Origin of the sequence: Chryseobacterium viscerum (assembly GCF_002899945.2) — a bacterium.
Lineage (GTDB): Bacteria > Bacteroidota > Bacteroidia > Flavobacteriales > Weeksellaceae > Chryseobacterium > Chryseobacterium viscerum.
Genome location: NZ_PPEG02000003.1, coordinates 606,376 through 619,560, shown reverse-complemented (window position 1 = coordinate 619,560; position 13,185 = coordinate 606,376). Strand labels below are relative to the sequence as shown.

At 37.0% G+C, this 13,185-nt stretch carries 7 protein-coding genes; 1 reads left to right on the top strand and 6 read right to left on the bottom strand.

Annotated elements, in window-relative coordinates; translation table 11 throughout:
• Positions 1–55 precede the first annotated feature (55 nt).
• Together C1634_RS09330 and C1634_RS09325 are read right to left on the bottom strand one after the other, a co-directional pair.
• Positions 56–853: an SDR family oxidoreductase gene (locus tag C1634_RS09330; RefSeq protein WP_109738297.1), complete on the bottom strand. Its 798-nt coding sequence runs from the start codon at positions 851–853 to the stop codon at positions 56–58.
• Between the two features lie 216 nt (positions 854–1,069).
• Positions 1,070–2,566 carry a catalase gene (locus C1634_RS09325; protein WP_109738296.1) on the bottom strand — a complete coding sequence of 499 codons (1,497 nt, stop codon included), beginning with the start codon at positions 2,564–2,566 and terminating at the stop codon, positions 1,070–1,072.
• A 173-nt stretch (positions 2,567–2,739) separates the two neighbouring features.
• Here C1634_RS09325 and C1634_RS09320 point away from each other — a divergent pair, with 173 nt between their 5' ends.
• Positions 2,740–6,081 (top strand): DEAD/DEAH box helicase, encoded by a 3,342-nt coding sequence (locus C1634_RS09320; protein WP_109738295.1) that lies wholly within the window; start codon positions 2,740–2,742, stop codon positions 6,079–6,081.
• Positions 6,082–6,236: 155 nt separating this feature from the next.
• Here the strand turns inward: C1634_RS09320 and C1634_RS09315 are convergent, their stop codons facing one another.
• From C1634_RS09315 to C1634_RS09300, 4 genes are all read right to left on the bottom strand, one after another.
• Entirely contained in the window at positions 6,237–6,884 is a 648-nt protein-coding gene (locus C1634_RS09315) for a M48 family metallopeptidase (RefSeq protein WP_228410040.1), read from the bottom strand.
• A gap of 37 nt (positions 6,885–6,921) precedes the next feature.
• Positions 6,922–10,098: a type I restriction endonuclease subunit R gene (locus C1634_RS09310; RefSeq protein WP_109738294.1), complete on the bottom strand. Its 3,177-nt coding sequence runs from the start codon at positions 10,096–10,098 to the stop codon at positions 6,922–6,924.
• Between the two features lie 118 nt (positions 10,099–10,216).
• On the bottom strand, positions 10,217–11,530 hold the full coding sequence (locus tag C1634_RS09305) for a restriction endonuclease subunit S (RefSeq protein ID WP_109738293.1): 1,314 nt from the start codon (positions 11,528–11,530) through the stop codon (positions 10,217–10,219).
• Complete coding sequence (locus tag C1634_RS09300) at positions 11,527–13,089, bottom strand: type I restriction-modification system subunit M (RefSeq protein ID WP_109738292.1); 1,563 nt, start codon at positions 13,087–13,089, stop codon at positions 11,527–11,529. The genes C1634_RS09305 and C1634_RS09300 overlap by 4 nt, the downstream gene beginning before the upstream one ends.
• Positions 13,090–13,185 lie beyond the last annotated feature (96 nt).

Genomic DNA, 13,185 nt, shown 5'->3' with positions numbered 1-13,185 from the left:
GATGGAAAAGACAGTATAAATGTCATTTACTTTATACTGTCTTCCAAAAATCTGACTAAATAAACTGTTTCCCAAACTGCTCTCTGAATGCCTCATCACCTAATTCAAGACGTTGTGCATAGATAGCTTTAGCATCTTCTCCGGCTACATATCTCAGCTGTTTTTTGCCATCTGTAGCTGCCTCAAATACAACTTCTGCAATCTGTTCAGGTGTAGAGGCCGCTTCCATCATTCCCTCCATTTTAGAAAACAGAGAATTGGTCATATCTTCATAAGCAGGACTGGATGCTGAATCCAGAGAACGGCTTACAAAATCGGTCTTGATTCCTCCTGGAGAAACGGTTTTAATATCAATTCCCAACGTATTAAGTTCAAAAGCTAAACTTTCGCTCCATCCTTCAAGCGCCCATTTGGTAGCATGATAAGTAGAACCTAACGGGAAGGCAACCAGTCCTCCAATAGACGTTGTAGAAATAAACATTCCTTTTTTCTGTTCTCTGAAGTAAGGAATAAACGCCTGTGTAACGCGTATAACCCCTAATAAATTCGTGTCCAGCTGTTTTACAATCTGATCGTCAGAAAGCGCTTCCAAAGGTCCTATTAAGCCATATCCTGCGTTATTGTACACCACATCAATGGCTCCAAGTTCCAACGCCTCTTTTACGGTAGACTGTATCTGTTCCGGATTGGTAACATCCAGCGGAAGAACAGTTACGTTCTCCAAAGCTGCAAGATCCGCTGCTACGTCGGGGTTTCTCATCGTAGCAATTACTTTCCATCCTTTGTTTTGAAATAATTGGGCAGTTGCTTTTCCTAATCCTGTAGAAGCACCTGTTATAAAAATTGTTTTCATTTTTCTTGGTTTAAAATTACAGGACAAAGTTCAGGATTGAAAGAATCATAAGAGTTGCCAAAATGCAGTAAGCTGTAGCCAAAACGGACGGGTTCAAAATAAAAGCATTCAACCCAAAAAAAATCCTTTAGCTGATCATTCAAACTAAAGGATTTCACTCCGGAAATATATATGGCGTATTCCCGGAGCTACAATCAATATATAATAAACGTTTCTTTACATAGTCTCTGCTGTCACCTTTTTCATTTCATATCCTTCATAATCAAAAATCTCCTGCATAGACAATCCGAGGTCTCTGCTTACTCCTTCTCCGTACGCAGGATCAGCCCTATAACAGTTTCTGATATGACGAATCTGGATAAACTTCTGCGCACCCCCAACTGCTTCAGCTGTATTCTTAAATAAAACCTCTTTTTGCTGATCAGACATCAGTCTGAAAAGATTTCCGGGCTGCGAAAAATAATCGGCATCTTCACGATGATCCCAATGTCCGGCATCACCATTGATCATTAAAGAAGGTTCGCTAAAATCATGCTGTTCCTGCCACTGATTAAAGCTATTAGGCTCATATCCTATTGTACTGCCAAAGTTGCCATCTGTTCTCATAGCGCCGTCCCGATGATAAGACTGATAGGGGCATTTGGGAGCATTCACAGGAATCTGATGATGATTAACCCCTAATCGGTACCGCTGGGTATCTCCATAAGAGAATAAACGTCCCTGAAGCATCTTATCGGGTGAAAAACTTATTCCCGGAACAATAGAAGCAGGATTAAAAGCGGCTTGCTCCACTTCTGCAAAATAATTGGACGGATTTCTGTTCAGCTCAAATTCTCCCACTTGAATAAGCGGATAATCCCCATGAGGCCAGACTTTTGTTAAATCAAACGGATTGATGTGATACCTATTAGCCTCTTTTTCTTCCATGATCTGAACATACATTGTCCACTTAGGAAAATGACCTTCCTCAATACTTTCATACAAATCTTTCTGATGACTTTCCCGGTCAGTTCCGATGATTGCTTTTGCTTCTTCATTGCTCATGTTCTGAATGCCCTGCTGTGTTTTAAAATGAAATTTAACCCAAAACCGGTTGTTTTTATCATCAATAAAACTGAAGGTATGGCTTCCAAAACCATCCATATGCCTGTAAGATCTGGGGATACCACGGTCACTCATGGTAATGGTAACCTGATGAAGTGATTCCGGCAAAAGAGTCCAGAAATCCCAGTTATTATCAGCACTTCTCATATTGGTTCGGGGATCTCTTTTCACGGCATGATTCAAATCCGGGAATTTTAACGGATCTCGAAGAAAGAAAACAGGCGTGTTATTCCCTACAAGATCCCAGTTTCCTTCTTCCGTATAGAATTTTATGGCAAAACCACGGATATCCCTTTCCGCATCGGCAGCGCCTCTTTCACCTGCTACTGTAGAAAAACGGACAAATAGAGGGGTTTCCTTTCCGATCGTAGAAAAGAGATTTGCCTTTGTATACCGGGTGATATCATGTGTTACTCTGAAAACGCCGTAAGCACCTGATCCTTTAGCATGCATTCTGCGTTCAGGAATGACTTCACGGTCAAAATGAGCCATTTTTTCTAAAAACCAGATGTCCTGTAATAAAGCCGGACCGCGACGTCCTGCGGTTTGAATATTCTGATTGTCTGACACCGGAGCTCCGGTTCGGTTTGTTAATTTATTTTCGTTCATATTGTATAATTTATTATTCAAAATTATCGGATTAATACGATGGCAGAATCATCCAGTTTATATAAAAGAAAGCAGTCCAAAAACTTACTGCCTGGATGTGTTTTCTAAAATAACAGCCTTCATCAGGAATCCTTCATTCATTTGTTTTTTGTAAGTTTGCTTTATCAATTCTTATGGCAGAATATATTCTTGAAAACATCAATATCAGTACACTTTCTGTATATGATCTCTTGAAACATACTTCAGACAGCACATTTATCGGAATCAGGGATTTTCGTGAGATCTACCCTGTTGCTCTTGAAAATAATACAGGAATATTTACCAAACAATCTTCACTTCAGGATTTTCCCATTGTCACGATCAGCAGAATCGGCAGTTCACTACTCTGCTCCTGTACCTGTGACAACCTGAAAAACCAGCTTTGTTCCCATCAGGCAGAAATTATCCATTGCATTATCGAGGATAAAAATTACCGCCTTTTTTTTGATGAGACCCTCCGCAAAAAGACACTTATTCCTAAAGCCAGAGGATATGGTCTGGAAAATGAACCAGATCTCGACCTCTATTTTCAGCTGGAATATATGAATGGCAGCATTGAAATACTTCCTAAGATCAAAGAAATGCTTCCTGTAGATGATGTGATGCTTACAAGAGATCTTCTTCCACAGCATCCGTCTAAACTGGATGAACTGGCAGTATTGGAAACAGGCAAAAAACAGATATTGGTTATCGGCAAGCACCGTTATTATAACCACCTGACTTTTTCCCTGATGGAAGCTGAAACAACGCAAACCGGGAAAATAAAAAATCCCGTGACTCCTGTAGATGCCATGCAATTGATATGGAAAGCAGAAAAGCCGGCAGACATCAAATTTTACACCGCGATTACCTCTTTTCAGAATAATTACAACGAGGATTATAATCCTGCAGAACTGGAAGCTTTAAAGCTCATTGTGCAAAATCCTCTGGGGCTGGAAGTCTTTTATCACGACCGCGAAATTGCAGAAACCATTTCCGCAAAGTCACTTTCTTATGTTGAATTAAATACTTTAGATGCCGAGGTCCAATTATCTGTATTTAAAAAAGATCCGTTCTATGAAATAACGGGTGAGTTACAGTTTAATGACATTTCTGTTCCTTTTAAAAATATTGTTCTTAGAAATGAGTATTTTGTTTATAACCGAAACACTTTCAGCTTTGTAGATCATCCTGACATGCTCAGAATCATTAGATTTTTCAAGGCTAATAACGAAATTTTACTCGTTCATTCTTCAAAATACGAGGCATTTATGCAGAACATTCTCTCTGCCATTGAAGAACGTATTCATATTAATTACAGCTATATACAGCCTGCAACAAAAGTACAACTTGAAGATAAAAATTATCAGATCGAAAAAGTCGTTTACCTTCGTCAGCAGGAAAATTATATAGGAATTACGCCGGTTATGAAATACGGAGACGTTGAAGTTCCTGTCTATTCCCGAAAGCAGCTTTTTGATATGGATCAGAATGGAAACCCATTTAAAATAGAAAGAAACGAATCTGCGGAAGCCCGTTTTACCTCCCTCATCATGCAGCAGCATCCTGATTTTGAAGAGCAGATGGATGGATACCAGTATTTCTATCTTCACCGGGATAAGTTCCTGGATAACAATTGGTTTCTTGGAGCATTTGAGATCTGGAGAAATGAAGGAATCATCATCCTGGGTTTTAATGAATTAAAAAACAATAAATTAAGTTCTCACCGGGCCAAGATCAACATTCAGATTACCAGCGGACTGGATTGGTTTAATGCTAAGCTAAAGGTGGCATTTGGACCTAAAGAAGCCTCTTTAAAACAGCTTCACCGGGCCATTCGCAATAAAAGTAAATTTGTTCAGCTGGATGATGGCAGTCTGGGAATTCTCCCTGAAGAATGGATGGAAAAGATAGCGGGTTACTTCCAGTCAGGTGAAATTGACGAAGAGCTTCTGAAGATTCCTAAAATCAATTTTACTGAGGTTTCCTCACTATTTGAAAAAGAAGTCCTGAGTAAAGAAGTTCAGGATGAAATAACGTCTTATTCAACTCAATTTTCAACAGGAAAAGCGATTCCCAAAGTCAATATTCCTGCGGAGCTGAAAGCTGAGCTGCGGGATTATCAGCATGAAGGCCTGAACTGGCTCAATTTTCTTGACGGTTTCAACTTCGGAGGATGTCTGGCAGATGATATGGGGCTTGGAAAGACAATTCAGATCATTGCTTTCATTCTGTCACAAAGGGAAAAACGGGGACATACCACCAATCTTATTGTGGTTCCCACTTCCCTGCTTTTCAACTGGCAGGATGAGATCAGAAGATTTGCACCTTCTATAAAAGTTGGGCTGCATTATGGTGCAGACCGTCCAAAGACAACGGCTCATATGCCTGATTACGAAGTAGTCCTTACGACGTATGGAATGATCCTTTCTGACATTCGATTTCTGAAAAATTTTAATTTCAATTATATTTTTCTGGATGAATCACAGACCATTAAAAACCCAAATTCCGAGAGATACAAAGCAGCACGCCTGCTTCAATCGAGAAACAGGATTGTTCTGACAGGAACTCCTGTTGAGAACAGCACTTTTGACCTTTACAGCCAGCTTTCATTTGCCTGCCCGGGGCTGTTGGGAAGCAAGCAGTATTTTAAAGATATTTATGCCATTCCCATTGATAAGTTCGAGTACAGTAAAAGTGCGATGGAGCTTCAGCAAAAGATAAAACCCTTCATCCTCAGAAGAACGAAGAAACAGGTGGCCAAAGAGCTTCCGGAAAAAACAGAAACGGTCATCTATTGTGAGATGAATGCGGAACAGCGCAGGATATACGATGCTTATGAAAAGGAACTTCGTGAGTTTATCGCTGCCAATGATGACGATGATCTGAATAAAAACAGCATGCACGTTCTTACGGGGCTTACAAGGCTCAGACAGATCTGTAACTCCCCTGTCCTAATGAAAGAGGGATATTCCGGTGAAAATGCCGTTAAAATCGAAATTCTGATGGAACAGATCCTTGGGAAATCAAAAGATCATAAGATCCTTGTTTTCTCACAGTTTGTGGGAATGCTGGATCTTATAAAAACAGAACTGGAACATCACAATATTCAGTTTGAATATCTGACGGGACAGACTAAGGACAGAGGAGAAAAGGTGGCGAATTTTCAGAAAAATGAGAATATCCGGGTATTCCTGATTAGTTTAAAAGCTGGTGGTGTAGGTCTCAACCTAACCCAGGCCGATTATATTTATCTGGTGGATCCATGGTGGAATCCTGCTGCTGAAAATCAAGCCATTGACCGTAGTTACCGCATCGGACAAACCAAAAATGTAATTGCTGTCCGAATGATATGTTCTAATACTGTGGAGGAAAAAATCCTTACGCTTCAAAAAAAGAAAAAACAGCTGGCCGAAAATCTGCTGACAACCGATGGAAAAAAATTCCAGGGATTATCCAAGCAGGATCTTATGAATTTACTTGAATCCGGCTCCTAAAAAAGGTTTTTTTACGGGAAGCCTGGTAAACAAGTTTTGTGCTTTGACATTTACCCCAAGCAGTTGGCCCACTGTTTTCTTTGGCCATTTTGATAAACATATTTATGATCAAACAAAATTAAAATCTGATGGTCACTCCTTCCGAATTTTGCACGCTACAACTTCATCTCATACATTTTAGCATCCAGCTCTTTCCAATTGAAAATATGTTTAGATAATTCAGCCCAAAATTCTTTTGAATGGCTTTTTACTTTGGTATGAACAAGCTCATGAACTACCAAATATTCTATTAGTGAAAATGGAAGTTTAATGGCATGAAAATTTATTATTATGGTATTCGACGGTGTACAGCTTCCCCATCGTTTTTCAAGCTTCATAAACTTGACATTTTTGTATTGCAATCCTATCGTTTTGGATTTCTTTCTTAAAATAGGTTCTATTTTTTCCTGTGCTTTTAATCTGTAGTAGTTTTCAATAGCTTGACGTAAATTTTCTTGAGTGTTCAAGTGATCCGGTAGTGTAATCTTGAATTTAGATTCTGTAAAATCAATTTCAATTTTATGACTTTCATTTTCAATAATGATCTCAACATAATACTTTCTTCCTAGATACTGAATTCTGGAACCAGTGACAATTTCACCATCATTCAAGGAACTTACCAACTCTAATTTATCTAAAATCCATTTGGCTTTTCTAAGTATCAATTTATTGGCTTGCTCAATTGAAATCGCTTTGCCTTTGAGAATAACACCAACGTCTTTTTCTACGCTAATATAATGTGATTTAAGACCGTCTTTTTCCATGATTGAATACTCAATGGTCTTGTTACCATATTGTACACTATACATCTTTATTCTTCTTTAAAACATCTACCATTTCTTTGGCTTTAGCCTTAGCTTCTGACCGTTCCAACTTAGTGCTCAAGAATCGTATTATCTTATTTTCAATGTCTTTTTGAACTTGACCTTTACTCTCCCATGATACAATACTCAGCTCGCCGTTGATAAGATCAAATAATGTTTTGGTTGCATCGTCGGCAGTACCATCAAAAAGCGTTTTCATCGAGTTATAAACAGCTCGTTCTCGTTCTGTAACAAAACCTTTTTGCTCACCTTCTTTTTGCTCGTTGATAATTTCATCTTGAATTGTGGTGTAAGCTAGAAGTAATTGAGCTTCATCAATTCGCTGGGCTTCTTTTTGCTTCAACAATTCATCTAGCCTTTGAGCCAATGGTTTGTAAAAATCAGGATTCTTATCTAATCCAACTTTAATGACGTGTTTCAAGTTGTTTCGCATCTTTAGCTCTTTGGTTGCGGGCGATGCGTTCATGATTTCCTCTTTAAATTTATTTTTGTCAATGATAGAAATTGGTTCAGATAATAAACTATGAACTCCGTTTGATTTTAGATGTTCATCAATCATCGTTTGAAGCATTTTACTTTCGTCCTTACTGATTTTCAATTCATCATCATCAGGAAATGCATTTTTAGCTCTTACTTTTATTTCATTAAACAACTTGAAGTCACTTTGATATTTCAAAGCTTTGGTATTTGGCAAGACGATATTGATTGATTTGTTAAAGTCTTTCAGTAGAGATTTGAAATCATCTCGTATATTGATGGGTTCAATGTAATGCACTGCTAAATCAATATAGTCTTCTCTTTTGTAGTTCCTATCAATTTTCAATGGTTTAAAGAAATCAACTAATTTGGTATGATTCATTTCTAATTTTGGAAACTCTTCATTGATATTCTTCAAAATATCATCGGGTCTTATGTCACCAGAAAAGATTTCTAACGCTTGAATTAAATACGCTGTGATTCCGTTATAATCTACAATAAAACCTGCATTTTTTCCCTTTCTGGAACGGTTTACCCTGGCAATAGCTTGAAGAAGGTTGTGTTCCTTCAAAGGTTTATCCAAATACAAACAAGATGCAATAGGAGCATCCCAACCTGTTAGCAACATATCTGAAACGATCATAATCGCTGTATTGTCAAATTTTTTCTTGCCTGATTTTTCGGTTTCTTCTTCGTTTCCAAAAGGCAGTTTAAAATCGTTCGTAGCATCTTTGATGTCTTCGGGCGGTACAACGTATATTGGTCTTTTATTAGCAGGGTTATTTCTGTTCCATTCTAAGGTTTCATAGTAATCTTTAGCAATGGCATCCGTTTTTGGTGAACTCATACTGACTACTACTTTGGACTCAAAACTATGATAGCCTTCTTCTTTGAGTCTGTGTAAGGTTTGCTGGTATTTAATGGCTGATTCTCTTCCGCTACATACCAACATGGCTTTATGACCATCTGGAAAAATTTTATCCCTGAAATGGTCAATTAAATGTCTGGAAATATCATTAATCCGTTCTGCTGATAATTGGTATTTTTTAAGAGCCTCTCGTTTTAGTTTATCTTTTTTTTCTTCAGATGCATCAGCGAATTTCGCCTCAAATTCTTCATCAATAGCTTCTTTTTTAACATCTAACTTGCAGATTCCTTCATCATACAATAGCTCAACAGTAGCTCCATCGGAAACAGATTCTATAATGGTATAAACATCAATATATTCTCCTCCATAGAATTCTCCTAAAGTCGATTTGTCTTCTTTAGATATTGGAGTTCCTGTAAAGGCTATAAACTTAGCGTTGGGTAAAACCGTTCTCATGAAAGAAGCTAGAAAACCATAATGACTTCGATGGGCTTCATCTACTAAAATATAAAGATTTTCTTTTCTGGAAAGCTCTTCTAATTCTATTTCAACACGATCAATTTCTACCCATTTCCCTTTTTGAAGTTCTTTGGTAATCTTGATAAGCGTTTTGTCTTTTAAATGTTTTTCAATGATCAAATTACCTCGCTCTTCTAGTTCGGTTTGGTCGGTAGAGTCTGTTGCTTCTTTATCGGTTTCTTGAAATTTTTGTATCGTGGTTGTAATTATTCCTCCGTAATCATTTCGAAGTAATTTATCTAAATGCACTACCGAGGAAGCTTGATTTACATTCTTGAATCCCACATTTTGCAACGTCGTAGTGATTTGTCTATCCAAATCCTTTCTATCGGTCATTATCATCACCGTAGGATTATCAAAGCCGTATTCCGGGGCCTGTAATTTACGGGCAACATAAGCCATCGTTAACGATTTACCAGAACCTTGAGTATGCCACACAACACCACCTTCTCCAGCTTGCAGGCGTTCTATTGTTTTATTGGTGGCTCTTATTTGTTGGTATCGTGGTAGTTTTTTTATGGTAATACCTTCGTCCAGTTCAAATAAAACAAAGTGACGGATAATATCCAACACTCGTTCTTTTTTGAAAAGAGCAATGAGTAATTTATCTTGTTCTGTGTTAGCAAGAGCCAAAATATCAGTATCCTCTTTATTGGTCTTAAAAACAGAATAAAATTGTTGCGACGAATTGATCGCCCCATATTTTCCACCAACTTGCCAAATCCCGACACATATCTGATTGAAATGAAACAGCTTCTCTGAGTTTTCCTGGTAGTATTTTAAATCTCCGTAAGCAGAGTCCCAAGCTGTTGGAGCATTCGGAGATTTACATTCAATGATACCAATAGGTAAACCATTGATGTAAATAACCAAGTCAGGAATAGAGTGTCGAAACCTTCCGTGGAATTTCATTTGACTCACCACCAAAAAGTCATTGTTACCTATATTTTCATAATCGATGAAATGTACTGCATGAAACCCTTCTACGCCATCAATAATTTGTTTGACCGTATAAGTTCCGCCTCTCATCAGTTCCCAGACCTTCTGGTTAATCTCCATTAAAGAAGTTCCCGTAACCGTTGTAATGAGCGTATAGGCTTTATTAAGATTGTTGTCATTTATCCAAGGATTGATACGTTTAATAGTGTCTAATAATCGTGTTTTAAGAATTACCTCGGTGATATCATTGCGTTCTTGATGCTGTTCCCCATTGAAATAATGGTAGCCCATTTCTTGCAACAACGCTATGGCTGGCAACTCGCTATACATATACTCCGGCCTGTTATTCATAAATCTTTTATTGTGTACATTCTACAATTTTCCTGAAACTAAAAAAGGTTTAGCGCTAAAGTAGTAATCAACATTTTTCATCCCTTTTCATTTCATATCGCTTGGTAACTTTTCTAGATTAAATTTTTACCCTAATTTTTCCTGTTAGTAATTGTTGCATCAAGCCTTGTTTTAACTCTTGGTAGTAGGTTTTCTTTTCGGATAGTACTTCTAGTTTATCGTCAACTGAATTTAAAATTTCTGCGATTTTTTTTTGCTCAATTTTAGAAGGAAAAACAATTTGAATACTTTCAAAGCCTTCCTTACCAACATTGGCTTGATTACCAGTCCCACCTTTTCCTTGTTCAAAAAAATTATTTCTGAAATATTCAGATGAGAATACATAATATAAAAACTTCCCAAATGATTTTTCATTATATTCAAACCTACCTACGCGTTGATTTAGAACCATTGAATTAGATTCTTCTATATATGCTAAATTGCCATAATCTGTCTTACCAATCGTTCCAGTTAAAGTGATAAGTAAATCTCCTTTTTTAAGCAAAAATTTACTTTCTTTATCTGATATTGAGTTGATAAATACAGGATTCTTTTTTAAGGCCAAACCATACGGCTGAATATTACTCATCCTAATAACTTGTAATCCTATTTTTTCAGTATTAAATGCTGTTGCTTTAAAAGCATTCCCTCCAGACAAACTCCCTATTTTATTTAACTTCACTACCTCCCAACTCTCAGGAATCATCCCCAAAGGAGACTCCTTAAACTCAGTATGCCCAATGCCTTTAGTTAATAAACTTTGCATTAAGCCTTTTTTGAGTTCTTGGGTTTCGCTAATTTGTTGGTCAATGACCTCAATTTTTTCATCTACGGTGCTTAATATTTCTGCTATTTTTTGTTGTTCTGGGACAGAATTTGGGACAGATAAACAGATTTGTTTTAATTCATTTAATCCAATTCTTGCTCTAGTTGTACCTGTGCTTTTAGACTCAGCTTCGTCTCTAAAATATTTTGAATTCAAGGCTTGAAAAACAAACTCATTGTCAAATCTATGAGTATCGACCGAAAGACGAATTCCATCAGAACACATCACATATCTTTCATCTGTCGAAGGAACTTTACAGCACCTAGCTACTGGTGCCATTTTAGCAAGAATTATTTCACCCGGATATATATTACATGAAATAAGCTCATTTGCTTTTTGTTCTGACGTGTAAACAATACCCTTATCAATAAATTTTCCTTCTCCAATATTTTGAAGTTGTAAAATTTTAACACCAGATTGTGTGTAATGTTCTGATTTTAAATCAGACCCAAATGGACCTCCTGTAAATCCATATCGATCTTTTTTATTTCTTAGTTCATATAAAGGAATTCTACTCCAAGTATCTGGAATATCATTTTGAAATGAAATTTTATTAAATTTAATCATATCCCCAATTCCTTTAAAAATCCAGCTATTTTCACATTAATTTCTATTTCACGTTTTTCTAAATCAGAAAGCTTTTGGTGTACCATTTTAATGTCCACTTCAACTTCTGCTTCTGAGGTATCAATAAAACGAGAAATATTGAGGTTGTAATCGTTTTCAGCTAGTTCAGAAATAGGTACAATACGCATGTATTTTTCTATATCAGTTGCGCCATCGTAAGCTTTGACAATCTTAGTGATGTGTTCAGATAATAATTCGTTTTGGTTTTTACCTTCTTTGTAATCACTACTGGCATCAATAATCGTTACTTTCCCTTTTTGGGCTTCGGTTTTATTTTTATTAATAATCCAAATCGAAGCAGGTATTCCTGTATTGTAGAACAATGCACTTGGTAACCCTACAATACCTTCTACCAAGTCAGCTTCAAGTAATGCTTTACGAATAGTTCCTTCGGTTCCGCTTCTAAACAAAGTACCGTGTGGTAAGACAACACCCGCTTTTCCGTCTTGTTTTAAAACCGCCACCATGTGTTGTAAAAAAGCTAAATCGGCATAACCTCTTGGAGGTATTCCAAATTGGAAACGTCCATAAGGGTCAGTTACTACTTTGGCATAATTGGGGGTTACTTTTTTCTCTTTACCGTCCTTATCCAATTTTACCTCAATCGAGTTTTCAGCTGGAGTCCACCATCCATCCATCGAGAATGGAGGATTCGCAATCACACGGTCAAATAAATCCAACTCGTTATTTTCATTCTTGTGTTGCGGGGTGATTAATGTATCTCCTTTTCGAATATCAGTATCCATAAAATTATGAAGCAACATATTCAATTTACCAATAGCCCATGTACCCAAATTTTTCTCTTGCCCATACAAAGATACGTTGATATTGTTCAATACTTTTCCATTGGGTTGGTCAGCAATATAACGAGCCGATTCAATCAACATACCCCCTGAGCCACAAGTGGGATCGTAAATTTTTTGTCTGGGTTCTGGCTTTATCAGTTGTACAATCAATTGCACTACACCACGAGGCGTATAGAATTCTCCTCCTTTCTTACCTGCATCATCGGCAAACATTTTAATCAAATACTCATAAGCATCACCTAATAAATCATTTGATTCCAGGTTAGAATTTCTAAGTGAATACTGATTAAAGTGTCTTAAAAGACGTTGTAATAATTCGTCAGATAGCTTTTCTTTATCCCCAAATTTGGTAGCTGTCATTACTCCTTCCAAAGAAGTATTTTCACGCTCAATCCCTGCAAAAGCTTTATCTAAAGCAATACCAATATTTTCTGTTTCTTTTTTGATGGTTTCCCAACGAGATTCGATTGGCATTTGGAAATAAGTTCCATCTTCTGCTTCCTCACGAGAAACACCGTCACGAGTCATGATGTTTTCAACCTCTTCTTCAAATACATCGTTGGAACGTTTTAAGAATAATAACCCAAAAATGTAATTTTTAAAATCGGAAGAGTCAATACTTCCTCTCAATATATTTGCGGAATCCCAAAGCCAACTTTCTAAAGTGCTTAGAGATAATTTATTATCAGTCATTACGGTATTTATCCTTTTATTTGAAGCGTAAATATAGCACAAAACAGAGGATTTTGGATGGTTTTCTACAGATTATCAAGTAGAAATTAATCATTT

Bases quoted from the DNA above. Each gene is read 5' to 3' on its own strand.
- C1634_RS09310 (WP_109738294.1), bottom strand. From the start codon at position 10,098: ATGAATAACAGGCCGGAGTATATGTATAGCGAGTTGCCAGCCATAGCG.
- C1634_RS09320 (WP_109738295.1), top strand. From the start codon at position 2,740: ATGGCAGAATATATTCTTGAAAACATCAATATCAGTACACTTTCTGTA.
- C1634_RS09325 (WP_109738296.1), bottom strand. From the start codon at position 2,566: ATGAACGAAAATAAATTAACAAACCGAACCGGAGCTCCGGTGTCAGAC.
- C1634_RS09305 (WP_109738293.1), bottom strand. From the start codon at position 11,530: ATGATTAAATTTAATAAAATTTCATTTCAAAATGATATTCCAGATACT.
- C1634_RS09315 (WP_228410040.1), bottom strand. From the start codon at position 6,884: ATGGAAAAAGACGGTCTTAAATCACATTATATTAGCGTAGAAAAAGAC.
- C1634_RS09300 (WP_109738292.1), bottom strand. From the start codon at position 13,089: ATGACTGATAATAAATTATCTCTAAGCACTTTAGAAAGTTGGCTTTGG.
- C1634_RS09330 (WP_109738297.1), bottom strand. From the start codon at position 853: ATGAAAACAATTTTTATAACAGGTGCTTCTACAGGATTAGGAAAAGCA.